This window comes from Brucella ciceri, from assembly GCF_041930145.1.
Taxonomy (GTDB): Bacteria; Pseudomonadota; Alphaproteobacteria; order Rhizobiales; family Rhizobiaceae; genus Brucella; species Brucella intermedia.
Genome location: NZ_JBHEEV010000010.1, coordinates 1 through 26035, shown reverse-complemented (window position 1 = coordinate 26035; position 26035 = coordinate 1). Strand labels below are relative to the sequence as shown.

The window sequence follows — 26035 nt, the reverse complement described above, 5'->3', positions numbered from 1 at the left end:
CAAAACCGCTGCGCACTTTTGCTGGAAATGCTCTACGCATGAGGAATGCCATGACAAAACGCGACGCGACAATTCTGGTGCTCGGCAATTTCGACGACTATGCCGTGCAGAGGCTTTCGGGCGAGTTCAATGTTCAGCGTATCGCGCGCGGCGACACGGCGCTTCTCGATGCCGCCTGGGCGAGCGACGTGAAGGGCATCGCCAGCATGTCGTCCGTCGATGCGGCGCTGATCGACGCCTTGCCCAATCTCGAGATCATCGGCAATTTCGGCGTCGGCTACGACGCGGTGGATGCGAAACATGCCGGTGCGAACAATGTCATGGTCACCAACACGCCGGATGTGCTGACCGAGGAAGTGGCGGATACGACCATCGGCCTCCTGATCGACACGGTGCGCGAATTGTCGAAGTCGCAGGAATTCCTGCGCGCCGGCAACTGGGTGAAGGAAGGCCGCTATCCACTGTCCCGGCTTTCGCTGCGGGGACGCAAGGTCGGCATTTTCGGCCTTGGCCGCATCGGCAAGGCGGTCGCCCGCCGCATTGAGGCATTCGGCCTGCCGATTGCCTATCACAATCGCCGCAAGTCGCCGGATGTCACTTACGAATATCATCCGAGCCTTAAGGAACTGGCCGAAGCCGTCGACACGCTCATTCTGGTTGCGCCGGGCGGCGCGGAAACGGCGAAGGCCGTCAATGCGGACGTGCTGAAGGCGCTCGGACCGGAAGGCGTGCTCGTCAATATCGGACGCGGTTCGGTGGTGGATGAAGACGCGCTTGCCGAAGCGCTGCAGAACGGAACGATTGCCGCTGCCGGTCTCGACGTCTTTGCAAACGAGCCGCATGTTCCACAAGCCTTGCTCGATGCGCCGAACACGGTCCTCCTGCCGCATATCGGCTCCGCCTCGGTCCGGACCCGCCGCGACATGGCTAATCTGGTGATCGACAATCTCATCGCGTGGTTCGACACTGGTGAGGCGCTGACGCCCGTGCCGGAGACGGGGCACGTTAAGGCAGTAAGGCAATAGGGCAGTAAGGCAGTATGTTAAGGGAATAGGGGAATAAGGGAATAGGGGAGTATGTCTGGCTTGCGGACGACCGCGACGCACATATCCTTCTCTGCCCTACTGCCCTACTGCCCTACTGCCCTATTCCCCTAATCTGCGTCGGCGCACTGCATCGCCGAACGCCTCGAAGATCTTGCGGGAAGGGGCATCGGAATGCACCCAGTATTCCGGGTGCCACTGGACGCCGACGACAAATCCCTTCGCATTCTTCACCGAGACGGCTTCGATGGTTCCGTCTTCCGCAACGGCTTCGACCTCAAGCTGCGGCGCAAGCCTGTCGATCGCCTGCCGGTGGACGGAGTTCACCCGCACGCTGTCTTCCTTCAGGATTTCCGCGAGGCATGAGTTCGGGTTGAGCTTGATCGGATGCTGGATGGCGAAACGCTCGGCCTGGCTTTCCGATTCCGGCGCGCGGTGGTCCATCCGGCCTTCCAGCTCCTGGATTTCGGTGGCGAGCGTGCCGCCCAGCGCGACGTTCAGTTCCTGTATGCCGCGGCAGATGGCCAGAACCGGAACGCCCTTTTCAATGGCGGCGCGGATCAGCGGCAGCGATGTCGCGTCGCGGGCATTGTCATAAGGCTCAAAGGCCGGATTCGGCTCCACGCCGTAGAGGGCAGGGTGAACGTTCGATTTGGAACCGGTGACGAGAAGGCCGTCCACCGCATCCAGAATGGCGTCGAGGTCCATCCGGTCGCCGAAGCTTGGCACCAGAAGCGGGGTCACACCCGCAACATCGATGGCGGCTGCCAGATATTGTTCCGGCGCGGCGTGCCAGGTGTAGTTTTCAAATGGCTTCACATCGGTCGGTACGGCGACGAGAGGGCGAGAAGTCTTGGGCATAATGTTCGTTTCCACCATTCGGAATATGAAGCGGTTTTGCGTGAGGTAATGCCTAGAAACAAGGATAAAGGGCAATCCCAGCGATCCAGTTCGAACTGGAAATGCCCTGTTTGCTCTGTTCCTTACTTCTCCGCAATCGGGTGCGCAATCACGAACAGGTGTCGTCCTGCGGCCCTGCGGTCGGTCTTTTGATTGTGCCTTCTGTGTATTGTGTTGATTTGGACTGATTTTTACGGTCGAAGATGGTTCAAATGCTGCTTCCGATAATCTAGGAATGAATAAAGACGGATTGGCAGTTGAGGGGATGAATGACTGACGATCAGCTTTTCTCCGTCAGGGGCAAGGTCATTGTCGTGACGGGTGGTTCTTCAGGGTTGGGCCTCAGGATGGTCCATGTGCTGGCAGGGCACGGTGCGCATGTGATTTCGATCTCGCGCACCCATGCAGGGGAAAGCATTTGCCCCTCGGGCGGCGAAGTGCTGGAAATCACGGCGGATGTGACCCATCCGGATGAAATCGTCCGTGCTTTCGATGAAGCGGAAGCGCGTTTCGGACCGATAACGGCGCTTTTCAACAATGCCGGCGTTGCGCATATGGCGCGCGCGCTCGATACGACGCGCGACATGCTCGAACATATTTTCGAGGTGAATGTCGCCGGTGCCTTTTTCGTGGCGCAGGAAGCGGCGCGCCGCATGATCCGGCATGGCGAGGGCGGCTCCATCGTCAACACGACCAGCATTCTGGGCGAGCGTCCGCAGAAGGGCGCTGCCGCTTATTCCATGTCCAAGGCCTGCGTGACGCAGATGACGCGGGCGCTGGCGCTGGAATGGGCCGCGCACGATATTCGCGTCAACGCGATTTCGCCGGGCTGGTTTCCAACGCGAATCAATGAAGAACAGTTGCAGGGACCGGCAGGGGGCTACTTCAAAGGGCGAAACCCGATGCGGCGCCTTGGCGAACCGCAGGATCTGGACGGGGTTGTGCTGATGCTGGCCTCCGACGCCAGCCGCTATATGACCGGTTCGATCATCACCGTCGACGGGGGGCACCAACTCTGACAGAGTTGGAAGCTTCTTGCGGTTATTTCCCGCCGCTGGACCTTGGATGGCAGGATTTTTCTCTAAAAGGCGGGACTCTGGCGGCAGAATATCCATCGTGACTAATCTGGATTAATTCTCCGCAACGCGGCAACTAACCTGCGCTGTTCTCCAATTATGGCTGTTTCAGTAATATTAGGACAACTAAAACAATACATGCCTCTGGTTGTAATTGCCGGACGGGGGTTGTGCGTCTATGGTTTTCCTTAAAAAACATCTGAATACATCTTATGGTGGTCGGCATGACAGCTTGTGGTTTAATATCCCGAAAGATATTTTTAAGTCATTGGTGCGATATTGCTGCCCCATACAAGGGATTAAATGCATCGAATGTGGCAAAGCCGTAAACCTGAGATACCTGCAGATGTGCGGCTATCTTTTCTCAGAGCGCTGTATGGTAATCGTACGACGCTCTGGTTCGGCTTGCTCGCGCACGTTGTAGCCTGTGTCGTCATCTATGTGAAAACCGACGACTGGCGCTATCTGATGTTTGCCGGCGTCTTCGCGATCGTGGCGGTTGGCCGCATCTTCGACATGCACAAGTTCGATCAGGCAAGGCAGCAGCCGCTTTCCCATGCCGATCTCGACCGGTGGGAGACGCGCTATCTGATCGGCGCATCCGCCGTGTGCCTGACGCTCGGCATGTTATGTTTCTTCTCAAGCTTCGTGCTGCGGGATTCGTTTGCCGAACTTGCCAGCCTGACCGTGCTGCTTGCCTCGGTCGTTTCCATCGTGGGCCGCAACTATGCCTCGGCAAAGGCCGTCATTCTGATGTCGGCCTGCACGCTCCTTCCCGTTCTGGCCGGGCTCATTCTGGCGGGGACGCCGTTTCACGTCATCATCGGCCTGCTGCTGATCCCGTATTTCCTGTCCAACATCCAGATGGCCAACGGGTTGCGCGAATTTCTCTTCGCGGCGGTCATGGGCAAGCGCCGCCTGTCCATCGTGGCCGGGCGTTTCGATGCGGCGCTCAACAACATGCCGCAGGGCCTTTTGATGTTCGACAGCCAGCAGCGCATCGCCGTCATCAACAACAAGGCCAAGGCGATGCTGCAGATTGCCGAGCATACCAAGCTGCATGGCCGCAAGCTCGATGTCCTTCTGCGCTATTGCGCCAAGAAGGGGCTGTTTCCGCAGACCGACCTGAAAAGCGTGCATGTGCGCATGCAGGACCTCCTGATCGGCAGGCGCGCCCGCGACATTTTCCAGCTTTCAAACCAGCGCTATATCGAATGCATCGGCAACCAGACCCTCAATGAAGGGGCGGTCCTGATGTTCGAGGATGTGACGCAGCGCGTGGAAGCGGAAGCGCGCATCCAGCATATGGCGCGCTATGACGGCCTGACCGGCCTGCCGAACCGCAATTATTTCGAGACCATGGTGCGGTCGCTGCGTCCCCATCAGAAGAAGGGCACGCAGGTTGCGCTCATCGTCATCGACATCAACCATTTCAAGCATGTCAACGACACGCTGGGGCATCATACGGGCGATGTGCTGTTGCGCCTGTTCGCCGAAAGGCTGAACTCGCTCGATCCGCAGCGCTTCGTTGCATCGCGCTTCGGCGGCGACGAGTTCGTGGTGTTTGTCTTCAACCTGCGCGGCGAGGCCGATATTGCCGGGGTGATGGACCACATCATGGCGGTGGCGACCGGGGTTTACGATCTCGACGGCGATCAGGTCCAGATCGATATCAGCGCGGGCGTGGCGATCGAGAATGTCGAAAGGTCCGATGTCGGCAGCATGCATATCAATGCCGACCTGGCGCTTTACGAAGCCAAGAGCACGGAAGAAAAATCCTGGTCGGTCTTCGTCGATGCGATGGACACCAAATATCGCGGACGCCAGAAACTCAAGGCGGATCTGCGGCTCGCCATCAATCACGGCGAGATCAAGGTCGTCTACCAGCCCATCGTCAGCGCGCAGTCCCTGCGCGTTGTCGCATGTGAGGCGCTGGCGCGGTGGGAGCATCCGGAGCTTGGCTTCGTGCCGCCTGCCGAATTCATTCCGCTTGCCGAGGAAATGGGCATCATCACCGACATAACCCGCTTCATGCTGGAGCAGGCCTGTGCCGACTGCCTGTCATGGGGCGACCGCATCGGCGTTTCCGTCAACCTGTCGGCCATCGACCTGAAAAGCAACGACATTGCCCGCGATATCGCCAATGCCTTGCAGAAATCCGGGCTTCCGGCGCATCGGCTTGAGGTGGAAGTGACGGAAAGCGCCATCATTTCGGACCGCAACAAGACATCGATGGTGTTGCAACGGCTCAAGAATGCCGGGATCAATATCGCGCTCGACGATTTCGGAACTGGTTATTCCAGCCTCAGCTATCTCAATACATTGCCCCTGACCAAGGTGAAGGTCGACCGGTCCTTCGTGCGCGACATCACCACCGACCGGCGGTCGCTGATGCTGCTTCGCGGTGTCACCCAGCTTTCGCATGAGCTGGGGCTCGGCGTGACGGTGGAGGGTGTCGAAACCGAGGAACAGCTTGCGCTCATCCGCGTGGCGGCGGGCGCCGATCTCGTCCAGGGCTATCTGCTCGGCATGCCGGTGCCGGTGGAGGCAATCAGCGCCATGACCGCGAAGGCCGCAGCGCGCCGCGATGGTGGGCGAACCGTCGCCTGAGCGGGCTTGCCTATTGCCGCCTTTCAGGCGGAATACTCCAGAAAACAGGAAATGAAGCGGCTGCGATTCCACCTGATCGTTCGGGCTGAAACGCCCCGCCAGATCGCCTCGCCAGTCGCCCCACTTGAACCGTTCGGGCGCGTGCCTCCAGTTGAGGGCTTCGCTGCAAAAGCGCTTTACCCGGTATTCTCCGCAGTGCATTGCAGCGGTTCATTTATAGTACACATAAATCTGAATAAATATGAATAATAGGGATATTTTTCCGGGGAACTATCATGCTCATAATAGAGAGGAGGAGTGAATATAAGTATTCATTCATGTGCTTATAGAAAAGATATTCGGCTCGATCTTGTTGTTTGAGGGGAGGCTAATGAAACGATTGTATCACTATACTTTATACGTTCTGGTCGCATTGGTTGTTGTGGCCGGTGTCGGCACGGCGGTCTTCTTGAAGAAAATCCATGAAACCTGGGCCGTCTATCAATATGCCCAGATGTTCAAGGGGCCGGAGATTTTTGAAAATTTCCGCAATGTCTACAAGCGTTATCCGTCCGTGCGCATTCCGCATGAAGGCGAGGTCAGCCCACTTGCCAAGGCGGACCAGCCCCTGCCGGAAACTTTCGTCTACAAGGGCGAAACCCGCAAGATTTCCGACTGGCTGGAGCGTGGCGGCACCACCGGCCTCATCGTCCTCAAGGATGGCGTCATCGTCCACGAGCAATATGACCACGGCAACAGTCAGGCCACCCAGTCCATCGCATTTTCCGTTTCAAAATCAGTCGTTTCCTTCCTTATCGGCAATGCCGTCCGGGATGGCCTGATCGATATCGGCCAGCCGGTCGACCGCTATGCGCCGGTGCTGGCCGAAGGCGGCTACAAGGGTGTGACGGTCAAGAACGTGCTGCAGATGGCATCCGGCATAGGGTTCAACGAGAACTATGGCGATCTCAATTCCGATATTGTCCGCTATGCCGTGGAGCTTCTGACCGGCTCGATCACGAATTTCACCGCGCATCTGAAAAGCGTGCGTCCGCAAGGAACGCTTAGCCAGTACGTTTCGTCGGATACGCAGGCGCTCGGGCTGGTTCTGGAAGGCGCGACGGGCATTCCCTTGCAGGATTACATGAAGGACAGGCTCTGGTCGAAGCTTGGCGCCGAAGCCGATGCCTTCTGGATCGTGGACCCGACCGGGGAGGCTGCCGCAGCAGGCGGGATGAATGCCGTGCTGCGCGATTATGCGCGGTTCGGGCTGCTCTATCTCAACGAAGGCCGCAACTTCAAGGGCGAGCAACTTGTGCCCGCGCAATGGGTGCATGATTCGGTGACGCCGGATGCGCCCTATCTGATGCCCGGCCGCGAGGATGCGTTCGGCAAGATTCCGTTCGGCTATGGCTATCAGTGGTGGACGCCGGTTGACTGGCAGGGCGATTTCAGCGCTGCCGGCATCTATGGGCAGTTCATCTATGTCAATCCCGCCAGGCGGGTGGTGATTGCCAAGACTTCTGCCCATGCCAGTTACAATGTCGACGGGCAGGATATGAAAGACGAAACCATGCATGCGTTTCAGGCGATCGCCAACGCACTTTGAAGAGCCTTTTTCAAATTAAGGCAGAACGCTGAAATGGCCCGTAATCGGGCCATTTTGCACTTTTCGTCGGATATTCCTGCGTAAAAGCCCACCTCAATTGTGGCGAACGAACGTTCATTGTGCGGCGACAAAAAGGCAGCCCACAAAGTTATATCTTTACATGCTGATAAAGGCGCATATTCTGCACACTGATTTGCGGGGTGCGGAAAAATCGATTGCATGACGAATACAGCTGTTACAGGCGATAAACCGCCATTGTCCAATTTTGCGCGGCAGCTGTTGCAGTTTCTCGACCGGGTGGAATATCGCCGTATCGTACATGCGGAGGACCTCGAGGAAATCGGCCGCCTGCGCTATCGTTCCTACCGCACGCGCAATGTGATGCACGAGGCGGAAGTGCCGTCCATCGTCGATGATATCGACCGTGACAGCCATGCTTTCGTCTATGGCGTGCATGTGGATGGGCAACTGGTCAGCACGCTGCGCATCCATCACATCACGCCCGATCATCGTCGCGGCACGAGCTATGCGCTTTTCCCGGATATCCTCGATCCGCTGCTCAACAGCGGCATGCATTTTGTCGATCCGACCCGCTTTGCGGCTGATCCGGAACTGTTGAGCGAATATCCCGCCATTCCCTATATCACCTTGCGCATCGCGGCGATGGCGTCGGAATTTTTCGCGGCGGATCAATGCCTTGCCTCGGTGAAGCCCGAGCATATGGCCTTTTACAAGCGCATTTTCGGCACTTCGGTCATGGCCGATGCCCGCGAGCATGAAGGCTATGGAATCAGGGTGGGGCTGGGTGCTGCACCCATCCGCAATATCCGCGATGCGGTGGCCGTGCGCTTTCCATTCTTCAAATCGCAGCCGCATGAGCGCCGCGCCATGTTTGCCGACATGCGGGACAGTTCCGTGCCGCTGACAATCCTGCCGACGGCGAAATATACCGGGCTCGGCATATAGGAATCTGAAAACATCGCCGGAGCTTAAACAATTAAATATAGCCAGAAGGGCAGTTTCGCTTTACGAAGATTGCGGAACCGCTTCTGCGGAGAGAGGGTAGCTGCGACGAAAAGCCTTGCGGTCAATGCATCGGTTTGTTCGCTCGCACATTGAAGATTGCAGGCATTTCCGCTTAACATGACGGTGTATGGGCGGAAATTTTAAAGCGTGTTGCGCTTTAATCTTGTTTTCACGCATGTCTTTGTCCCGAAACCGGTTCCCACTATTGGGAGACATGCTTTAAATGGGTGGAACTAAAATGGCAGAACATCATACGACGGCTCCGGCTGAACTTGGCGCACCGATGGACTATTCCGAGCATGAGAAAACTTATGCCGGTTTCACGGGCCTGGTTAAATGGAGCACGGTGGCGCTTATCGCCCTTATGATTGCCATGGCGTTCGGCTTTTTTGCTGGTGGTTTCTTCTCCGCGACCGTTCTTTTCATCCTAGTCTGTGTCGCTGCCTGGTTCATTCTTTCGTGACCACTGCCGCCGGATTTCAGCTTCCGGCGCAGTATCGTTGAACTGAAGCGCGAACCGGGGTCAACCCGCACGATTTGATCGAATGCCTTGGCATGGAATACCGTGCCGAGGTTTTATGCATGTCTATAGTTCAGGTTATTTGAACGGGCTTCGCCCCGGAAGCTCGTAACTGTGCATGACCGGAATCAATCCCGGAAGAACGCCACGAAAGGGAAACCAGCTTGGCCCAGACGTTATTTATCCCGAAAGAAAGCGACCCCAATGAAAGCCGTGTCGCGGCGTCGGCGGAGACGGTGAAGAAGTTCATCGCGCTCGGTTTCGATGTCGTGGTGGAAAAAGGCGCGGGCGAGAAATCGCGCATTCCCGATGCCGAGTTTACCGCAGCCGGTGCCCGGATCGGCACGGTGGCGGATGCCAGAACGGCGGATGTCGTCCTGAAAGTGCGCCGTCCATCCGATGCGGAACTGAAGGGGTATAAATCGGGCGCGGCGCTCTTCGCCATGCTCGATCCTTACGGCCATGAAGATGCCGTTGCGGCGCTTGCCAGAGCTGGCATTTCTGCCTTCACGATGGAATTCATGCCGCGCATCACCCGTGCGCAGGTGATGGACGTATTGTCTTCGCAGGCCAATCTCGCCGGTTATCAGGCGGTGATTGACGCGGCGGAAACCTATGACCGCGCCATGCCGATGATGATGACGGCGGCTGGCACCGTGCCTGCCGCCAAGGTGTTCGTGATGGGGGCAGGGGTTGCCGGTCTTCAGGCCATTGCAACGGCCCGTCGCCTTGGCGCCGTCGTGACCGCCACCGATGTTCGCCCGGCTGCGAAGGAACAGGTCGCCTCGCTTGGCGCGAAGTTCATCGCGGTCGAGGACGAGGAGTTCAAGGCAGCGGAAACCGCTGGCGGCTATGCCAAGGAAATGTCGAAGGAATATCAGGCGAAACAGGCGGCACTTGTTGCCGACCACATCGCCAAGCAGGATATCGTCATCACCACGGCGCTCATTCCGGGCCGTCCGGCGCCGCGGCTGGTATCGAAGGAAATGGTCGCTTCGATGCGCCCCGGCTCGGTGCTTGTCGATCTCGCGGTCGAGCGCGGCGGCAATGTCGAAGGCGCCGTCGCTGGCCAGATTGCGGATGTGAACGGCGTCAAGATCGTCGGCCATCTCAACGTTCCGGGCCGCATTGCGGCAAGCGCCTCGCAGCTTTACGCGCGCAACCTGATCGCCTTCGTCGAAACGCTGGTCGACAAGGAAACGAAGCTTCTGAAAATCGATCCGGAAGAAGAGCTGGTGAAGGCGACGCTTCTCACCCATCAGGGCAAAATCCTCCATCCGGCTTTTGCCAAGGCTGAGGCAGCACCTGCCGCAACCACGCCAGTTGTTGCAAAGCCGGCTGCAAAACCGAAAGCCGCACCGAAGCCCAGGGCTGCAAAGGCAGAAGTCGTTGGCGATGCTGCGAAACCTGCAGCCCCGAAAACGGCGAAGGAAACGGCGAAGAAAGCGCCTGCAAAAGCACCGAAGGCTGCTGCAAAGTCTTCTTCATCCCCCAAGTCTCCAGTTGATGGAGGAGAGGCATAATGGCCGAAACTAGTCTCGATAAAGCTCTTGAGAGCCTGAACCAGGCCGCAGACGCCGTGCGTCAGGCGGCGGAAAATGCGGGCGGTCTGGGCGATGCGGCGGCTGCTGCCGCGCATGCCGCATCGGGCGGCGCAATCGATCCGTTCGTGTTTCGCTTCGCGATCTTCATCCTGTCGATTTTCGTCGGCTATTACGTCGTCTGGTCAGTCACGCCCGCGCTGCACACGCCTTTGATGGCTGTTACCAACGCCATTTCATCGGTGATCGTGGTGGGTGCGCTTCTGGCCGTCGGCCTGTCGCTTTCCGGCTGGGCAACCGGCTTCGGTTTCATCGCGCTGATCCTTGCCAGCGTCAACATCTTCGGCGGCTTTCTGGTCACCCAGCGCATGCTCGCCATGTACAAGAAAAAAGAAAAGTGAGGCTGAACGAACATGAGCGTTAATCTCGCAGCCTTCCTTTATCTCGTCTCCGGCGTGCTGTTCATTCTGGCGCTGCGCGGCCTGTCGCATCCGACAACCAGCCGTCAGGGCAATATGTACGGCATGATCGGCATGGGGATTTCCATCCTCACCACATTGTTGCTGGCGCGTCCGAGCTTCGGCGGTCTGGTCCTGATCGTCATCGGCATCGCCATTGGCGGCGGCATCGGTGCGGTCATCGCGCGCCGCATCGCCATGACGGCCATGCCGCAGCTTGTTGCCGCCTTTCACTCGCTGATCGGTCTTGCCGCTGTTCTGGTGGCCGCTGCCGCGCTTTATTCGCCGCATTCGTTCGGGATTGGCGAAGTGGGCCAGATCCACGGTCAGGCGCTTGTGGAAATGTCGCTTGGCGTCGCCATCGGCGCGATCACCTTCACCGGCTCGATCATCGCCTTTTTGAAGCTCGATGGACGCATGTCGGGCAAGCCGATCATGCTGCCGGGACGCCATGTCATCAATGCGGCTCTGGCCGTGGCGATCGTGCTTTTGATCGTCGTGCTCACCAACACGGAAAGCCATTTCGTGTTCTGGCTGATCGTGCTGCTGGCGCTTGCCTTCGGCGTGCTCATCATCATTCCGATTGGCGGTGCGGACATGCCGGTTGTCGTGTCCATGCTCAATTCCTATTCGGGCTGGGCTGCGGCAGGCATCGGCTTCACGCTCGGCAATCTGGCGCTGATCATCACCGGCGCGCTGGTCGGCTCGTCCGGTGCGATCCTCAGCTACATCATGTGTAAGGGCATGAACCGCTCGTTCATTTCGGTCATTCTCGGCGGCTTTGGCGGCGATACATCCGCTGCCAGCGGCGGCGAGGTGGAGCAGCGTCCGGTCAAGCAGGGTTCTGCCGACGATGCGGCCTTCATCATGAAGAATGCTTCGAAAGTCATCATCGTGCCGGGTTATGGCATGGCGGTGGCACAGGCCCAGCACGCGCTGCGCGAAATGGCCGACAAGCTCAAGGCCGAAGGCGTGGAAGTCAAATATGCCATCCATCCGGTCGCGGGCCGTATGCCAGGGCATATGAACGTGCTTCTGGCCGAAGCCAACGTGCCTTACGATGAAGTGTTCGAGCTGGAAGACATCAATTCGGAATTCGCGCAGGCCGATGTGGCCTTCGTGATCGGTGCGAATGACGTCACCAATCCGGCGGCGAAGACCGATCCGAAGTCACCGATCTTCGGCATGCCGATCCTCGATGTCGACAAGGCTGGCACGGTCCTGTTCATCAAGCGCGGCATGGGTTCGGGCTATGCAGGCGTGGAAAACGAGCTGTTCTTCCGCGACAACACCATGATGCTCTTTGCCGACGCGAAGAAGATGGTGGAGAGCATTGTGAAGGCGCTCGATCATTAGGGAAGGCAATAGGGGAGTAGGGGAGTAGGGGAATAGGGCAGTAGGGCAGTAGGGCAGTATGTTTGACTTGCAAATATACTGTCCGTATCTCCCTTACTCCCTTACTCCCTTACTCCCTTAACATACTGCCTTATTGCCCTACTGCCTTACTGCCCTAACATGGCATCCTGCAATGCCCGCAGTTCGGCGATCTTCGAGCCGGGCTTCGGGGCCGCATTGGCATAGGTGATGAGTTCGCCCTTGCGGATCGGCGCGAGGACCGTGCCGTTCTGCAGCAGGCCGCAGGGGATGGCTTTGGCCGCGCGGGCCTCCGGTGTCGTCATGATCCATGAGCGGTAGCAATATTGCCCGATGGCATCCAGATGATCGCCGGGCCGCAAGTCCTTCTTGGCGACGGCGCACACTTCCGCCACAGGTTTCGGCAGCGGCACCATGTCGGTCTTGCCGTGCAGCACGACCCGGGCAACCGTCAGCGGCACTTCCAGCGAGGTGAGGTGGAAAGGACGGTGGAAGGTGAAATAGGGGCCTTTGCCCATTTTCAGGTCTTCCAGGCGTTCCACAAGGCGGGGATGTTCCATCTTGGCGATGACGAAGACGCCAGGCGACACGCCGCGTCCGATGGAATAATCGACCACGCCGGTTTTGTTCAGAACGCCGCCGTCCTCCTTCGGGATCAGGGTGCGGTTCAACTCGTCGATTGCTGCCCTGGGGCCGTGCATGCCTGCAATATCCGGCACAAGGCCGGTGGCGTTGGCAATCGCCGCCATTTCGACCATCGTCTTGGAGCCGTCGACAAATTCCACCAGCAGGCGGACATTCATGTTCCGGCGGTCGGCCTCTTCCTGATAGTCGTCGGGGATCGCATCGAAATTGAGCGGATTGTTCTTGCCCTTGCCGGCGGCAACGACCTTGTGGCCCATGGCGGAAACGAATTCGATCAGCTCCATGCAGGATGAAGGCTCGTCGCCTGCGCCCAGCGAATAGATCACGCCCTGCCTGTCGGCCTCGGCCTTGAGGTAAGGGCCGATGGTGACATCGGCTTCCACATTCATCATGACGAGGTGCTTGCCGTTGCGGATGGCCTTGATGCCGGTCTCCGCACCCACTTCCGGAATGCCGGTCGCATCGATGATGACATCGAGCAGCGGGTTGGAAAGGATCAGGTCATTGTCGTCGGTGACGGCGATCTTGCCCGCTTCGATGGCGCGGGTCATTGCGGACTGGGTGGCGGTTTCCTGCGCGTTGTCCTCGTCGCCATAGGCGGTGCGGACAGCCTTGAAGGTGTTGGGCAGCCTGCGGGCGGAAAGCGCGCCGACTTCGATGCCCTGCATCCGCGCCACCTGGGTTACGATGTCGGTGCCCATTTCGCCAGCGCCGATAAGACCGATGCGGATCGGCTTGCCGGTTTCAGCCCGCGCTGCGAGATCGCGCGCCAGTCCAACCAGTGCCACATTTGTCGTCATGAAAATCTCCGCAAAATCTCGAAACCCAGCAAGCGAGGTAATTTTGTCACGCTTGTGTTGATATAGGTGCGTAATAGACGAACAGTCTCTATATCAACACTGACGGACGCGCACCTCCAAACTGCGCGACAAAATATGCATGTCACTGGAGCCAAAATGAGCAGCGTTTCCCCCTTCGATCTCGTGATCTTCGATTGCGACGGCGTGCTTGTCGATAGCGAGCCGCTTTCCTGCCTTGCATTCGAGCAGGTCTATGCCGATCACGGCATGAAGCTGCCGGAAGGGACGGTCGCGAAAGGCATCGGCATGAAGCAGGCCGATATCATGAAGATGATCGAGGATATGACCGGGCACCGCCTGCCGGAGGAGGCGACGAACCTGTTCTGGCCCGCGACGAAAATCCTGTTTGCGGAAAGTCTGCAGCCGACCGTGGGTATCGCGGACTTCCTGCGCGAACTGCCGCAGAAGCGCTGCGTGGCTTCATCGTCGCAGCCGGAGCGCATTGCGTTCAGCCTGGAAAAGACCGGCATCAGCCAGTATTTCGGCGATGCTGTCTATTCGTCCAGCATGGTCAAGCGCGGCAAGCCGGCGCCGGACCTGTTCCTGTTTGCTGCGACCAAGATGGGCGTCGACCCCGCGCGTTGCGTGGTGATCGAGGATTCGCCTTTCGGCGTGGAAGGCGCCATTGCGGCAGGCATGACGGCATTCGGTTATACGGGCGGCGGGCACACCTATGAGGGCCATGCAGAAAAACTGGCGGGCAAGGGCGCGCATCAGGTTTTCTCGCATTGGGATGATATTGCACGGGAAATTCTGGTTGCCGCCTAAGTGTCTGATCCAAAAGTCGCCATGCCAGACTGCAAATGGCAATTTCTGCGCTTCCGGTGCTCATGTACATTTAAGTACATTGCGCTCCGGTTCTCGAAATCACCATTTTCGCCATGGCCTGCCACTTTTTGATTCAGACACCAGGCTTTATTGGTTAAACACAAGGCAAATCACATCAGCAGGAATAGCCAGCGAATGAAAGACGCAATCACGCTCGACCAGTTGCGCGAGGCAATCGGCACGGAAATCGGATGTTCGGAGTGGCGCGAAGTCACGCAGGAAATGATCAACCAGTTCGCGGATGCGACCGATGATCACCAGTTCATCCATGTCGATCCGGAACGCGCCGCGAAGGAAACGCCTTTTGGCGGCACCATCGCGCATGGCTTCCTGACGCTGTCGCTGCTTTCGACGCTGGCCTATGAGGCGCTGCCGATGCTGGAAGGCGCAACGATGGGCATCAATTACGGCTTCGACAAGCTGCGCTTCCTGTCGCCGGTCAAGACGGGCTCCCGCGTGCGCGCCCGTTTCAAACTGGCGGATGCGGATATCCGTCCGTCGGGCCGCGTGGTCAATCACTATGATGTGACGCTCGAAATCGAAAACTCGCTGAAGCCCGCGCTGACGGCGACCTGGCTGACGATTGCCGTGGTGGAGCCGCCCGAAGGCTAACAATCGGGGTTCAAGCCGCTTCGCGATACGAAACCGGAAGCCGTCCTTCTTCATCGAGAGGGGCGGCTTTTCCCTTATGCCCGGTCATCAGTTCGCGGAAGAAGAACGGGCCGTGCAGGAACATGCCGAAATCGTAGAAATTCTTCTTCTCCGCCCCGCGCATATAAAGAAGGTGCATCAGGAAGAAATTACCCTTCGAGCGCTTGTAGCGGTTTTCGCTATGCACATGCTTGAAGCGGATGCGGTTGATGAGCGGCGGATTGGCGGTCTTCAGCTTCAGTACCTTTGCCGGGTCCGAACCGTAGAAGTGGATGATATCGGTCAGCACCTGGAATTCCGACCACAGGACGGGGCTTTCCTCGATCACCACGCGCACATCTTCGCGCAGGGATTTTGCCTTGGGATGCAGCGCGATCATCATCAGGCACGAGCCGATGGCCAGCATCGAAACCGGCTGTTTTTTCAGAAGGTCGGGGCGTTCGCGCTGGAGATCGGCGAGCGCTTCCACCGCCGGAACCGTGCCGAGGCTATGCGCGACAATGACGACTTCATCGGCATTGCTGGCCTCGATCTTCCGTTTCAGGGCTTCGGCAAAAGCCTTGCGCCGCTGGTTGAGCTTCTCGTTGCGGCCATGGATACGATCATAGGCCGCAGACCAGTCGTCGAGCAGATAGGACATGAAAAACCGGTCGCCGGGCTTGCGCACCAGCAAGGTGGCGATGAAGACGGCCAGCGGTGTCGACCAGAAAAGATGCAGGGCCGAGAGACCCGCCGCCAGCGGTGCAAGGGCGATCAGCGCGGCGACGGCCAGAATCGCCAGCGACAGCAGAAACGGCCACAGGAAAAACAGGACGAAGCGCCAGCTCGTCGTCAGATAGCGCAACAGCGTTCCGGTGAAGAGGATGTTCAGGAAGGCGTGAAAGCCGGTCAGTATGCGCTTCGGCGTCGAGCGCGCGGCGTAATCGTCGAAAATATCGGCAGTGCCGAACTGGCAGAACTCGGTTTCTGTTTGCCAGCCATTACCCGTGGTTAAGGCGGTCGTCGTGCCGCAATCGTCAGGTTCATCCACCATGGGCGGAAGCCTGGTCCTGGCGTTCCACAGGCGGTCGAAATCCTTCAATGCCTGCGCATGGCGCACGCGGACGGCCTTGGGATGCAGGCCTTCATAGCCTGTGAACTGGATAACGAGTCGCTTGCGGAGGGGCATAAGGAGAATCGGATATAATAAGAGGAGGCATTATCGGTTTGCTGGCAAAGTGCTATGGGGTGCCATTAAGGCCGATTTATGCGAGAAACCCGTGCGGCTTAGCCTATTCGCACGGTCGCGGCCATAGTAAATCGTGCGCAAGCCGGTATTTCGCGCAAGCCGGTGGGCAAAGTTGCATCTTGATGTGGACAGGCGAGGCTCTTTCTGATAATAGCCACGACCAATTTGCAGCGTATCCGTTGCGAAGCTTGGGAGCCTTTGGGCGTTGATCGGCCGGTCAGACCGGCTGAAATCGTTAAAAGACCCCCTAACGGCCTCAGGCTTAACCGAAATTCTAACCGATACGGGAATACACGTGCAGGTACTCGTCCGCGATAATAATGTTGATCAGGCTCTCCGCGCTCTCAAGAAAAAGATGCAGCGCGAAGGTATCTTCCGCGAAATGAAGATGCGCGGCCACTATGAAAAGCCGTCCGAAAAGCGCGCCCGCGAAAAGGCAGAAGCCGTTCGTCGCGCACGCAAGCTGGCCCGCAAGCGCGCTCAGCGTGAAGGCCTCGTCGGCGGCCGCGCCGGCGCTCGTTGATCGACCTTGAAATCAGGCGCTGTTGAACAGCGCCTTTTCTGCTTTCCGGTGTCGGCTTTCGCCCGCGCCGGATTTTGCATGTTTTGACTTCAGTTTGCGTGTTCGTTTCCGATGTGAAACGAAGGGTCGACATGACCACGGCAGACATATTTTCTTTATCCCGCTTCCATTTTTAATGCAGCGTTACGAAAAGTTTCTGGACTTATCGGGCATCATTATGTGTAAAAACAAATAATTAGGATATCCGCCTGTGCGGCGCGCCATCCAGAGATAAAACAAGCGCAAGACAATGCCGCCTTTTTGCTGTTTTTATCTGCTGCTTGGGGCCAGTATAGTACCGTAACAGGCAGAATAGTCCGGCAGGAGCAAGCCCTTGCGGGCAGGCTGGCCACGGGATGGAGAAGAAGCAACAGGGTCCTGGCACCCGATGCGAGCTGAAAGGAATGCAGTCGTTGCCCACGCGCTTGAAGATGATGCAATCGTCTGGAACGAAAGTTTCGGGAATTGAGGCATTGGGTGGAACAGGCCGGAACGGCCTTCTCATTGCCACCGCACTTCTGGCTTTAACCATTGCGGGCTGCCAAAGCTCCACCACCGCGCTCAGCACGGTGGACAAGGCGCAAGGGTCGAGCGAGAACATCAGTTCGCTGACGAGCGTGATCCAGAGCAATCCACGCGATCCGGAAGGCTATAATGTGCGCGGGTCCGCCTATGGCAAGTCCGGCCGCTACAAGGAAGCGCTGCGCGACTTCGACCAGGCAATTGCGCTCAACCCGAATTTCTATCAGGCCTATGCCAACCGCGCGCTGGTCTATCGCTATATGGGCGACAGCACCAGGGCCGCGCAGGATTACAGCAAGGCTATCCAGCTCAATCCGCAATATGACGCCGCCTATATCGGGCGCGGCAATGTCTATCGTCAGGCAGGCCGTCTCGATCAGGCGCTGAGCGACTTCAATCAGGCCATCGCCCTGCAGACGACCGACGGTCGCGCCTATCACAATCGCGGCCTGATCTATCAGGCGAAAGGCCAGCACAAGCAGGCCATCGAGGATTTCTCAAAGGCTGTCTCGCTGAATTCGACCGCGCCGGAGCCTTATAATGGCCGCGGCATTTCCTATGTGGCGCTCGGCGATTACGACAACGCCTTCGACGATTTCAACACCGCCATCACGCTCGACCAGAACGTGGCGGAAAGCTGGGCCAATCAGGCGCTTGTCTATGAGCATAACGGCGACAAGGCCAAGGCTGCCAATTCCTATTCACGCGCCGTGCAGCTTGACCCGAAATACCAGCCTGCAAAGGATGGTCTCGCTCGCACGCGCGGATAACCTTTAGAGCCTGTTCCAAAAGTCGCCTTGTGTGGCTGCAAATGGCAATTTATCTGCGTTCCGGTGCTCACGCACGTTGAGTACGCTCCGCTCCGGTACTCGAAAATCACCATTTTCGCGCGCACATGCCGCCTTTTTGATTCACGCTCTCATATAGCGAAGTATTGAAGATTGATGGCGGCGCTTTTCAAATTGGGAAGCGCCGCTTTTCTTTATAATTGGCCGCGATATATTGCATCTCATGTCGCTCTTCGATCACATCGGTTTCAAAGCCCGCAACGTCAACCGGAGCCTTTCGTTTTACGAAAGCTGCATGCCCGAACTTGGCCTTGAGGTCATTGCCCGTTCCGGCAGCGGCTTCTTCGTCAGCGGGGGAGAGCGGGCGCCGGTTCCGTTTCTGTGGATCCACGGCAGTGCCGATGGGGTAGCCGACGGCGAGGACAAGCCCGGCGACCGCCTGCACCTGATGTTTACCGCCGGAAGCCGCGAGGCCGTGGAGGCGTTTCATCAGGCAGCACTCGAGGCAGGCGGCAGGGATAGCGGCGGCCCCGCCTATCAGGGACCGGAAGAGATGGGCTATTATGCAGCGCTGGTCTTCGACCCCGACGGAAACACGCTCGAAGCGGGTTTCCGTGAGAGGAAGAGATAGGGCTCAGGCCCGCAGGTTGCGCTTGTCGAGACGGCTTACCAGCCGGTCGCCGATCCACTGGATGCCGCAAACCATGATGATGAGGATGATCACGACCGCGATCATGATCTGCGTCTCGAAGCGCTGATAGCCGTAGCGGATGGCAAGGTCGCCAAGACCGCCCGCGCCGATGGCGCCCGCCATTGCCGATGCACCGACGAGCGTGATGATCGTCACCGTGAAGCCCGCGACGATGCCGGGCAGGGCTTCGGGCACCAGCACTTCGCGCACGATGGTCCAGCGGTTTGCGCCCATGGAGCGGGCGGCTTCGATGAGGCCATGATCGACTTCACGCAGCGACACTTCCGCAATGCGCGCATAATAGGGGATCGCGGCGATGGACAGCGGCACGATGGAGGCCCATGTGCCGATGGACGTGCCGACGATGAAGCGCGTGACGGGGATGAGCGCCACCAGCAGAATGATGAACGGAACCGAGCGGAAACCGTTGATGATGGCGCCGAGGATCGTGTTGACCGTCAGGTTCTGGGCAAGGCCGCCACGCTCCGTCAGGATCATGATGAGCGCGAGCGGAAGGCCGACGACGAGCGAAATCAGGCTCGAAAAGCCGGTCATGATGATGGTCTCCCAGAAGGAGCGCCAGAGAAGATCAAGCATCGCCTGAGACATAGCCGAGTACCTCCGTGGCGTCTGCATGGGTGTCGAGATAGGTGATGGCGGCGTCAAGCTTCGCCTTTTCCTGCGCGGGCAAGCCGATGAAGAGCGTGCCGACCGGCTCGCCCTGGATCGTGTCCATGCCGCCATGGATCAGTTGCGGCGCTATCTGGGTGGCGGCTGCGATGTCATTGAAGAACGCGCCTTTTGCGGCCGCGCCTGATAGTCTGACTTTCAGCACGGCAAGATTGCCCGAATTTTGCAGCCGGTCGCGCCAGACGACAGGCAGTTCCGGCGTCAGCACCTGCAACATGCTTTGCGTCACAGGCGATTGCGGATTGGCGAAGACTTTCCAGACCGGGCCTTCCTCGGCGATCATGCCGTGGTCGAGCACGATCACGCGGTCGGCAATGCGGCGGATGACTTCCATCTCATGCGTGATGAGCAGGATGGTAAGGCCGAGCTTGGTGTTGATGTCTTTCAGCAGGGCCAGAATGGACTGTGTGGTTTCCGGGTCGAGCGCGGATGTCGCCTCGTCGGAAAGCAGCACGGCGGGTTCGGCGGCAAGCGCACGCGCGATGCCGACGCGCTGTTTCTGGCCGCCGGAAAGCTGGGCCGGATAATGCGTCGCCTTGTCGGAAAGGCCGACCAGTTCCAGAAGTTCGGCCACGCGCCGGGCGCGTTCGGCTTTCGGCTTGCCCGCGATCTTCAGCGGCAAGGCGATGTTTTCGGCAACCGTCTTGGCGGAAAGCAGGTTGAAATGCTGGAACACCATGCCGATGCGGCGGCGCACCGGGCGCAGCGCATCTTCGCCAAGGCCGGTGATTTCACGGCCTTCGATCAGGATCGAACCGGTATCCGGCTTTTCAAGGCCGTTGACGCAGCGGATCAGCGTGGACTTGCCCGCGCCGCTGCGGCCGATGATGCCGAGGATTTCGCCGCGTGAGACCGAAAGCGAAACGCCGTTGATGGCTGCCGTTTCGCCGAACATTCGGCGCACGTCTTTCATCTCGACGATGGGCGCTGATGTGGCGGGTGGCTTTTCAATGGTCACGGTCGTTTCTTCTATGTCTGGATAGGCCGCTGCGAACAGCGGCCTGGTTCATTCGATAAGGCTTCCGTGTCTGTTTCAAAATTCGCCATACCGGGTTGCAAATGGCGTCTTTCTGCGCTTCCGGTGCTCATGTACTCTCAAGTACACTCCGCTCCGGTTTTCGAAAACCACCATTTTCGCCACGGCCCGGCGCTTTTTGATTCAGACACTCAAGGAAGGATGATGCCTGGCTCAAGCCATCAGCTTTTGCTGTGGCGATGCTTTAGGGCAATTTTTGTCCGCGCGTCAACAAAAGCCGCGCCGGAAACGGTTCCGGCGCGGGTTTTCCAACTCCTGGATGATCAGTTCCAGGCCGGGATGCCGGTGCCCTTGTAGGCGCGGTCGAGTTCGGCCTTCACGGCGTCGTTCTGGAACGAAGCCACGAGGTTCTTCACCCATTCGGCGTTTTCATCTTCGGTACGCACCGCGATGAAGTTGTTGTACGGGTTGTTTTCCTTCGATTCCCAGCCGATTGCCTCTTCCTTCTTGAGACCGGCCTTTGCGGCCCAGTCGTTGTTCACGATGGCTGCATCGAGGTCGTCGATGGAACGGCCGACGACACCGGCGTCGAGTTCCTTGATCTCAAGCTTCTTCGGGTTTTCAACGATATCGATCGGGGTTGCCAGAATGCCTGCATCCGGCTTCAGCTTGATGAGGCCCTTTTCTTCCAGCACGCGCAGCGCGCGGCCTTCGTTCGACGGATCGTTCGGCACGCCGACGACAGCGCCTTCCTTCAGATCATCAAGGCTCTTGTGCTTGCGGGAATAGATGCCGATCGGCCAGACGGCGGTATAGCCGGCAACGGAAATCTTGTAGCCGTGCTGCTTGATCTGCTCGTCCAGATAAGGCTTGTGCTGGAAGGCGTTGGCGTCGATTTCCTTGCGTTCCAGAGCTTCGTTCGGCTGGTTGTAGTCGTTGAAGGTCACGCGCTCGATGTTGAGGCCGTGCTTCTTGCCTTCTTCGGCGACGACTTTCCAGACGTCTTCGTCTTCACCGCCCATGATGCCGACCTTGATGGTCTTGTCTTCCGCGTGGCTCGGGGCCGACGCGAAGCCGACGGTCAGTGCAGCTGCGGTGAAGAGAAGGGCTTTCAGACCGGCGCGGCGGGTCAGGTTATAGCGGGAAAGGACTGACGACATTTTGTTTTCCTTGTTCAAAGACTTTGGAGAGCCGGTCCCGGAAAGCGATCTTTTGAGATGATCTTTCTCCCCCTGCCCACCTTGTTGCCGATAATTCCCTTTTGTCGGGCAATAAACAAGGAAAATTATTTCAGAATTTGCCGAAGCGATAATGCCGAAATTGCGTTCACGAGACGGTGAGCGGATTGCCATTTCCGCTCTTCCGGCTTGCTTATCGATTGTCAGCAATAATCATCTGCGCGGCTTTCTCGGCGATCATGAGAGTGGGCGAGTTGGTGTTGCCGGACGTGATGGTCGGCATGACCGAAGCGTCGGCAACGCGCAGGCCCGCAATGCCGTTGAAGCGCAGGCGCGGATCGACGATTGCTTCCGCGTCCTGTCCCATGCGGCAGGTACCGACGGGGTGGAAGATCGTCGTGCCGATATCGCCCGCCGCCTTTTCAAGCTGTTCCTGCGTTTCGTAGGCGGGGCCGGGCTTGAATTCCTCGGGATGGAATTTCTGCAAGGGCGGCTGCGCCACGATATGGCGGGTGAGGCGGATGGCGTCGGCGGCGACACGGCGGTCGCTCTCGGTGGCGAGATAATTCGGCCTGATCGCCGGTTGTGTCCGATGGTCCGGCGACTTTATGTGGATCGAGCCGCGGCTGTCGGGGCGCAGATTGCACACGCTTGCCGTAAAGGCGGGGAAGGGGTGCACGGCCTCGCCGAACTTTTCGAGGCTGAGCGGCTGCACGTGATATTGCAGATTGGCGGTCTCGTAGGACGGGTCGGAGCGGGTGAATACACCAAGCTGGCTTGGCGCCATGGACATGGGGCCGGAGCGGCGCAGGAAATATTCAAGCCCGATCATGGCCTTGCCAACCAGCTTGCTTGCCTTCTCGTTCAGCGTCGGGATGCCGGTGACCTTGTAGGCGCAGCGCAATTGCAGGTGATCCTGCAGGTTTTCGCCGAGCTGCCTGCGCTCCAGCTTGACCGGGATGCCTGCCTGCTGCAGCACATCACCGCGCCCGATGCCCGACAATTCAAGGATTTGCGGCGATCCGACCGCACCGGCGGCGAGAATGACTTCGCGCTGTGCCTTCACTGTCCGGGTCGTTCCGTTCTGGTCGAAGGTGACGCCGGTGGCGCGCAAGTCCTCGATTTCGATGCGGCGGACATGCGCGCCGGTTTCAACGGTGAGGTTCTTGCGATCCAGCGCCGGGCGCAGAAAGGCCTTGGCGGTGTTCCAGCGGATGCCGCGCTTCTGGTTGACCTTGAAATAGGAGACGCCTTCATTGTCGCCGCGATTGAAATCGTCGGTGGCGGGGATGCCCGCAGAGACTGCCGCGTCGCGGAAGGCATCGAGGATATCCCAGTGCAGGCGGGCGCTCTCGACACGCCATTCGCCGCCCGCGCCATGCAGCTCGCTTGCACCGGCGAAATAGTCTTCCGATTTCCTGAAGAGCGGCAGGACATCGTCCCAGCCCCAGCCGTCGCATCCGGCCTGACGCCAAAGGTCGTAGTCGCGGGCCTGGCCGCGCATATAGATCATGCCGTTGATGGACGAGCAGCCGCCCAGCACCTTGCCGCGCGGATAGCCGAGCGAACGGCCGTTCAGTCCCACTTCGGCTTCCGTGGTGAAGCACCAGTCGGTGCGCGGATTGCCGATGCAATAGAGATAGCCGACGGGGATGTGAATCCAGGCATAATTGTCCTTTCCGCCCGCCTCAAGCAGCAGCACGGAACGGTTCTGGTCTGCGGAAAGCCGGTTCGCGAGGGCGCAACCTGCCGTGCCCGCGCCAACCACGATGTAATCGTAGGTGTCGGTCATGATCTCATATCCAGTAAAAGGTGGGGGCCGCCGGACGCGCGGGCGGCCCCTCAGTGTCGGTTATCCGAAAAGCCTCTTTCCCAGGCGCGATGCGTAGAACTCGCCTACGATTCCCTTACGGAAGAGGAGGACGCATGCCATGAAGATGACGCCGGTTACGATCGTGACGGGGAAGTCGGATGTTGCGAGATAGTTCTGGAGGGCGACGACGAAGGCGGCGCCGACGATGGGGCCGATGAGCGTGCCAATGCCGCCCAGAAGCGTCATCAGGATCACTTCGCCCGACATCTGCCAGCCGACATCGGTCAGCGTTGCAAACTGGAAGACGAGCGCCTTCAGGCCGCCGGCAAGGCCTGCAAGGGCTGCCGACATGACGAAGGCTGCAAGCTTGTAGCGGTTGACGGAATAGCCCAGCGAGATGGCGCGGTTTTCGTTTTCGCGCACGGATTTCAGGATCATGCCGAAGGGCGAGTTGATGATGCGCCAGATGACGAACACGCCCAGCACGAACACCGCCAGCACAAAATAATACATGGTCATCGGCTGGTTGAGGTCGATGATGCCGAAGAGATAGCCGCGCGGCACGCCCTGCAATCCGTCCTCGCCATGGGTGAAGGATGCTTGCAGGCAGAAGAAGAAGAACATCTGCGCCAGCGCCAGCGTGATCATCGTCGAATAGATGCCCTGACGGCGGATGGCGAGATAGCCGATGACGAGGCCAAGGGCTGCGGCGGCAAGGACGCCGAGCACGAGGCCAAGCTCCGGCGTGACGCCCCAGACCTTGACCGTATGGGCGGTGATATAGGCCGCGCCGCCGAAGAAGGCGGCATGGCCGAAGGACAGGATGCCGGTGTAGCCGAGAAGAAGATTGAAGGCGGAAGCGAACAGCGCGAAGCACAGCATCTTCATCAGGAAGATCGGATACACCATGAAGGGTGCGGCCAGCAGCCCGACAAGGGCAATGCCGAGGATGACGGCCGAGAGGCTGTTGACGGCAGGCGCCTTGCTGTCGCGCGAGGCCGTATTTGCCTTGAGAGCGGTATCAGCCATGTCAGGCCTCCTTCCCGAACAGTCCGGCGGGGCGCACCAGAAGAACGATGGCCATGATGACGAAGATGACGATGCTGGAAGCTTCGGGATAGAAGACCTTGGTGAGACCTTCCGCCAGCCCCAGCACATAGCCGGTGATGATGGCGCCGAGGATCGATCCCATGCCGCCGACCACCACCACGGCAAAGACCACGATGATGATGTTGGAGCCCATCAGCGGGCTGACCTGATAGATCGGCGCGGCCATGATGCCCGCAAGTCCGGCAAGGGCGGCACCGAGCGCATAGGTGAAAGTCAGAAGCAGCGGCACATTGATGCCGAAGGCTTTCACCAGCGTCGGGTTTTCCGTCGCGGCGCGCAGATAGGCGCCCAGCTTGGTCTTTTCGATCAGGAGCCATGTGCCAAGGCAGACGATGAGCGAGGCGACGACCACCCAGGCGCGATAGTTCGGCAGGAACATGAAGCCCAGATTATGTCCGCCCGCAAGCGACGGCGGCACCGCATAGGGCTGGCCCGCCGCGCCATAATAATAGCGGAACGTGCCTTCGATCACGAGCGCCAGGCCGAAGGTGAAGAGCAGGCCATAGAGCGGGTCGAGATTATAGAGCCGCGACAGCGCCACGCGCTCCACGATCGCGCCGCCCAGCCCGACGATGAGCGGGGCGAGGATCAGCGCCGGCCAGTAGCCGATGCCGAGCCAGCTCAACAGCAGATAGCCGACAAAGGCGCCCAGCATATATTGCGCGCCATGGGCGAAGTTGATGATGCGCAGGAGGCCGAAGATGATGGCAAGGCCGAGGCTCAGCATCGCATAGAAGGAGCCGTTGATGAGGCCGACCAGCAACTGCCCGAGAAGTGCCTGCAAGGGTATTCCAAAAATCATTGTCATTCAGACCCCCAATGCATGCGTGAGTTCTGCCATGCGGGCGGGCAGTTCGGCGGTGGGGAAGTTGTCCGTCACCACGCCATGATCCATGAGGTAGAAGCGGTCGGCGACCTTGGCGGCAAAGCGGAAGTTCTGCTCGACCAGAAGCACGGTCATGCCGCGTTTCTTCAGTTCCACCAGCACATCGCCGATGCGCTGCACGATGACGGGCGCAAGCCCCTCGGTCGGCTCGTCGAGGAGCAGCACCTTGACGCCGGTGCGCAGGATGCGCGCAATCGCCAGCATCTGCTGCTCACCGCCCGACAGCTTGGTGCCGGGGCTGTTGCGGCGCTCATGCAGGTTGGGAAAGAGTTCGTAGATCTCGTCGAGCGACATGGCGCTCTGGCCGTCCCTGGCGACGACCGGCGGCAGAAGCAGGTTTTCGTGCACGTTCAAGGTGGCGAAGATGCCGCGTTCTTCCGGAACGAAGCCCAGACCCGCATAGGCGATGCGGTGCAACGGCACGCGCATGATGTCCTTGCCGTCGAGCGTGATGGTGCCGGTGCGCTTGCG

General features: G+C 59.0%; 24 protein-coding genes. 14 read left to right on the top strand and 10 right to left on the bottom strand.

Features of this window, described 5'->3' with window-relative positions:
• Nucleotides 1-50 precede the first annotated feature (50 nt).
• Nucleotides 51-1025 (top strand): 2-hydroxyacid dehydrogenase, encoded by a 975-nt coding sequence (locus JNC63_RS17740; RefSeq protein ID WP_063881575.1) that lies wholly within the window; start codon nt 51-53, stop codon nt 1023-1025.
• A 120-nt stretch (nt 1026-1145) separates the two neighbouring features.
• On the opposite strand, the gene JNC63_RS17735 is transcribed toward JNC63_RS17740, so the two are convergent.
• Nucleotides 1146-1904 carry a gamma-glutamyl-gamma-aminobutyrate hydrolase family protein gene (locus tag JNC63_RS17735; RefSeq protein WP_006471196.1) on the bottom strand — a complete coding sequence of 253 codons (759 nt, stop codon included), beginning with the start codon at nt 1902-1904 and terminating at the stop codon, nt 1146-1148.
• 308 nt (nt 1905-2212) lie between these two features.
• On the opposite strand from JNC63_RS17735, the gene JNC63_RS17730 reads away from it, so the two are divergent.
• The 8 genes from JNC63_RS17730 (at nt 2213) to JNC63_RS17695 (ending at nt 12118) form a co-directional block, all read left to right on the top strand.
• On the top strand, nt 2213-2962 hold the full coding sequence (locus JNC63_RS17730; RefSeq protein ID WP_374846600.1) for an SDR family NAD(P)-dependent oxidoreductase: 750 nt from the start codon (nt 2213-2215) through the stop codon (nt 2960-2962).
• 369 nt (nt 2963-3331) lie between these two features.
• Nucleotides 3332-5629 (top strand): putative bifunctional diguanylate cyclase/phosphodiesterase, encoded by a 2298-nt coding sequence (locus JNC63_RS17725; protein WP_063881514.1) that lies wholly within the window; start codon nt 3332-3334, stop codon nt 5627-5629.
• Between the two features lie 370 nt (nt 5630-5999).
• Complete coding sequence (locus JNC63_RS17720; RefSeq protein WP_063881513.1) at nt 6000-7217, top strand: serine hydrolase domain-containing protein; 1218 nt, start codon at nt 6000-6002, stop codon at nt 7215-7217.
• Between the two features lie 219 nt (nt 7218-7436).
• Complete coding sequence (locus JNC63_RS17715) at nt 7437-8183, top strand: N-acyl amino acid synthase FeeM domain-containing protein (protein WP_006467548.1); 747 nt, start codon at nt 7437-7439, stop codon at nt 8181-8183.
• 298 nt (nt 8184-8481) lie between these two features.
• Entirely contained in the window at nt 8482-8706 is a 225-nt protein-coding gene (locus tag JNC63_RS17710; protein WP_006471190.1) for an aa3-type cytochrome c oxidase subunit IV, read from the top strand.
• Between the two features lie 221 nt (nt 8707-8927).
• Nucleotides 8928-10286, top strand: coding sequence for a Re/Si-specific NAD(P)(+) transhydrogenase subunit alpha (locus JNC63_RS17705; protein ID WP_063881512.1), 1359 nt, complete (start codon nt 8928-8930; stop codon nt 10284-10286).
• Nucleotides 10286-10705, top strand: coding sequence for a proton-translocating transhydrogenase family protein (locus JNC63_RS17700; RefSeq protein ID WP_021587083.1), 420 nt, complete (start codon nt 10286-10288; stop codon nt 10703-10705). Before JNC63_RS17705 ends, JNC63_RS17700 begins: the two co-directional genes overlap by 1 nt.
• A gap of 12 nt (nt 10706-10717) precedes the next feature.
• Nucleotides 10718-12118, top strand: a complete 1401-nt coding sequence (locus JNC63_RS17695; RefSeq protein WP_021587082.1) for an NAD(P)(+) transhydrogenase (Re/Si-specific) subunit beta — start codon at nt 10718-10720, stop codon at nt 12116-12118.
• Nucleotides 12119-12264: 146 nt separating this feature from the next.
• Here JNC63_RS17695 and JNC63_RS17690 read toward each other — a convergent pair whose 3' ends face one another.
• Nucleotides 12265-13581, bottom strand: coding sequence for a 1-deoxy-D-ribulose 5-phosphate reductoisomerase (locus tag JNC63_RS17690; protein ID WP_063881511.1), 1317 nt, complete (start codon nt 13579-13581; stop codon nt 12265-12267).
• 156 nt (nt 13582-13737) lie between these two features.
• Between JNC63_RS17690 and JNC63_RS17685 the strand changes: the two genes are divergently transcribed.
• Nucleotides 13738-14409, top strand: coding sequence for an HAD family hydrolase (locus JNC63_RS17685; protein WP_063881510.1), 672 nt, complete (start codon nt 13738-13740; stop codon nt 14407-14409).
• 195 nt (nt 14410-14604) lie between these two features.
• Nucleotides 14605-15081 (top strand): MaoC family dehydratase, encoded by a 477-nt coding sequence (locus JNC63_RS17680; RefSeq protein WP_006471187.1) that lies wholly within the window; start codon nt 14605-14607, stop codon nt 15079-15081.
• Nucleotides 15082-15091: 10 nt separating this feature from the next.
• On the opposite strand, the gene JNC63_RS17675 is transcribed toward JNC63_RS17680, so the two are convergent.
• The gene (locus JNC63_RS17675) at nt 15092-16288 is read right to left on the bottom strand and encodes a hypothetical protein (protein ID WP_063881509.1); all 1197 of its coding nucleotides are present in this window, start codon (nt 16286-16288) and stop codon (nt 15092-15094) included.
• A 355-nt stretch (nt 16289-16643) separates the two neighbouring features.
• Here JNC63_RS17675 and rpsU point away from each other — a divergent pair, with 355 nt between their 5' ends.
• The 3 genes from rpsU (at nt 16644) to JNC63_RS17660 (ending at nt 18851) form a co-directional block, all read left to right on the top strand.
• The gene (gene rpsU / locus JNC63_RS17670) at nt 16644-16871 is read left to right on the top strand and encodes a 30S ribosomal protein S21 (RefSeq protein WP_006471186.1); all 228 of its coding nucleotides are present in this window, start codon (nt 16644-16646) and stop codon (nt 16869-16871) included.
• A 443-nt stretch (nt 16872-17314) separates the two neighbouring features.
• The gene (locus tag JNC63_RS17665) at nt 17315-18202 is read left to right on the top strand and encodes a tetratricopeptide repeat protein (RefSeq protein WP_006467536.1); all 888 of its coding nucleotides are present in this window, start codon (nt 17315-17317) and stop codon (nt 18200-18202) included.
• Between the two features lie 241 nt (nt 18203-18443).
• Complete coding sequence (locus JNC63_RS17660) at nt 18444-18851, top strand: VOC family protein (RefSeq protein WP_025090834.1); 408 nt, start codon at nt 18444-18446, stop codon at nt 18849-18851.
• 3 nt (nt 18852-18854) lie between these two features.
• Here the strand turns inward: JNC63_RS17660 and JNC63_RS17655 are convergent, their stop codons facing one another.
• From JNC63_RS17655 to JNC63_RS17625, 7 genes are all read right to left on the bottom strand, one after another.
• Complete coding sequence (locus tag JNC63_RS17655; protein ID WP_006471185.1) at nt 18855-19520, bottom strand: methionine ABC transporter permease; 666 nt, start codon at nt 19518-19520, stop codon at nt 18855-18857.
• Complete coding sequence (locus JNC63_RS17650; protein WP_025090835.1) at nt 19501-20559, bottom strand: methionine ABC transporter ATP-binding protein; 1059 nt, start codon at nt 20557-20559, stop codon at nt 19501-19503. The genes JNC63_RS17655 and JNC63_RS17650 overlap by 20 nt, the downstream gene beginning before the upstream one ends.
• A gap of 341 nt (nt 20560-20900) precedes the next feature.
• Nucleotides 20901-21737, bottom strand: a complete 837-nt coding sequence (locus JNC63_RS17645; protein WP_063881574.1) for a MetQ/NlpA family ABC transporter substrate-binding protein — start codon at nt 21735-21737, stop codon at nt 20901-20903.
• A gap of 211 nt (nt 21738-21948) precedes the next feature.
• The gene (locus tag JNC63_RS17640) at nt 21949-23547 is read right to left on the bottom strand and encodes a GMC family oxidoreductase (protein WP_063881508.1); all 1599 of its coding nucleotides are present in this window, start codon (nt 23545-23547) and stop codon (nt 21949-21951) included.
• Nucleotides 23548-23607: 60 nt separating this feature from the next.
• Nucleotides 23608-24597 carry a branched-chain amino acid ABC transporter permease gene (locus tag JNC63_RS17635; protein ID WP_100663680.1) on the bottom strand — a complete coding sequence of 330 codons (990 nt, stop codon included), beginning with the start codon at nt 24595-24597 and terminating at the stop codon, nt 23608-23610.
• 1 nt (nt 24598) lies between these two features.
• Nucleotides 24599-25486: a branched-chain amino acid ABC transporter permease gene (locus JNC63_RS17630; protein ID WP_006467529.1), complete on the bottom strand. Its 888-nt coding sequence runs from the start codon at nt 25484-25486 to the stop codon at nt 24599-24601.
• Nucleotides 25487-26035, bottom strand: a 549-nt coding sequence (locus JNC63_RS17625) for an ABC transporter ATP-binding protein (RefSeq protein WP_374846595.1), incomplete at its 5' end; no start/stop codon positions are given.

Bases quoted from the DNA above. Each gene is read 5' to 3' on its own strand.
- JNC63_RS17740 (WP_063881575.1), top strand. From the start codon at position 51: ATGACAAAACGCGACGCGACAATTCTGGTGCTCGGCAATTTCGACGAC.
- JNC63_RS17735 (WP_006471196.1), bottom strand. From the start codon at position 1,904: ATGCCCAAGACTTCTCGCCCTCTCGTCGCCGTACCGACCGATGTGAAG.
- JNC63_RS17730 (WP_374846600.1), top strand. From the start codon at position 2,213: ATGACTGACGATCAGCTTTTCTCCGTCAGGGGCAAGGTCATTGTCGTG.
- JNC63_RS17725 (WP_063881514.1), top strand. From the start codon at position 3,332: ATGTGGCAAAGCCGTAAACCTGAGATACCTGCAGATGTGCGGCTATCT.
- JNC63_RS17720 (WP_063881513.1), top strand. From the start codon at position 6,000: ATGAAACGATTGTATCACTATACTTTATACGTTCTGGTCGCATTGGTT.
- JNC63_RS17715 (WP_006467548.1), top strand. From the start codon at position 7,437: ATGACGAATACAGCTGTTACAGGCGATAAACCGCCATTGTCCAATTTT.
- JNC63_RS17710 (WP_006471190.1), top strand. From the start codon at position 8,482: ATGGCAGAACATCATACGACGGCTCCGGCTGAACTTGGCGCACCGATG.
- JNC63_RS17700 (WP_021587083.1), top strand. From the start codon at position 10,286: ATGGCCGAAACTAGTCTCGATAAAGCTCTTGAGAGCCTGAACCAGGCC.
- JNC63_RS17695 (WP_021587082.1), top strand. From the start codon at position 10,718: ATGAGCGTTAATCTCGCAGCCTTCCTTTATCTCGTCTCCGGCGTGCTG.
- JNC63_RS17690 (WP_063881511.1), bottom strand. From the start codon at position 13,581: ATGACGACAAATGTGGCACTGGTTGGACTGGCGCGCGATCTCGCAGCG.
- JNC63_RS17685 (WP_063881510.1), top strand. From the start codon at position 13,738: ATGAGCAGCGTTTCCCCCTTCGATCTCGTGATCTTCGATTGCGACGGC.
- JNC63_RS17680 (WP_006471187.1), top strand. From the start codon at position 14,605: ATGAAAGACGCAATCACGCTCGACCAGTTGCGCGAGGCAATCGGCACG.
- JNC63_RS17675 (WP_063881509.1), bottom strand. From the start codon at position 16,288: ATGCCCCTCCGCAAGCGACTCGTTATCCAGTTCACAGGCTATGAAGGC.
- JNC63_RS17665 (WP_006467536.1), top strand. From the start codon at position 17,315: ATGCAGTCGTTGCCCACGCGCTTGAAGATGATGCAATCGTCTGGAACG.
- JNC63_RS17660 (WP_025090834.1), top strand. From the start codon at position 18,444: ATGTCGCTCTTCGATCACATCGGTTTCAAAGCCCGCAACGTCAACCGG.
- JNC63_RS17655 (WP_006471185.1), bottom strand. From the start codon at position 19,520: ATGTCTCAGGCGATGCTTGATCTTCTCTGGCGCTCCTTCTGGGAGACC.
- JNC63_RS17645 (WP_063881574.1), bottom strand. From the start codon at position 21,737: ATGTCGTCAGTCCTTTCCCGCTATAACCTGACCCGCCGCGCCGGTCTG.
- JNC63_RS17640 (WP_063881508.1), bottom strand. From the start codon at position 23,547: ATGACCGACACCTACGATTACATCGTGGTTGGCGCGGGCACGGCAGGT.
- JNC63_RS17635 (WP_100663680.1), bottom strand. From the start codon at position 24,597: ATGGCTGATACCGCTCTCAAGGCAAATACGGCCTCGCGCGACAGCAAG.
- JNC63_RS17630 (WP_006467529.1), bottom strand. From the start codon at position 25,486: ATGACAATGATTTTTGGAATACCCTTGCAGGCACTTCTCGGGCAGTTG.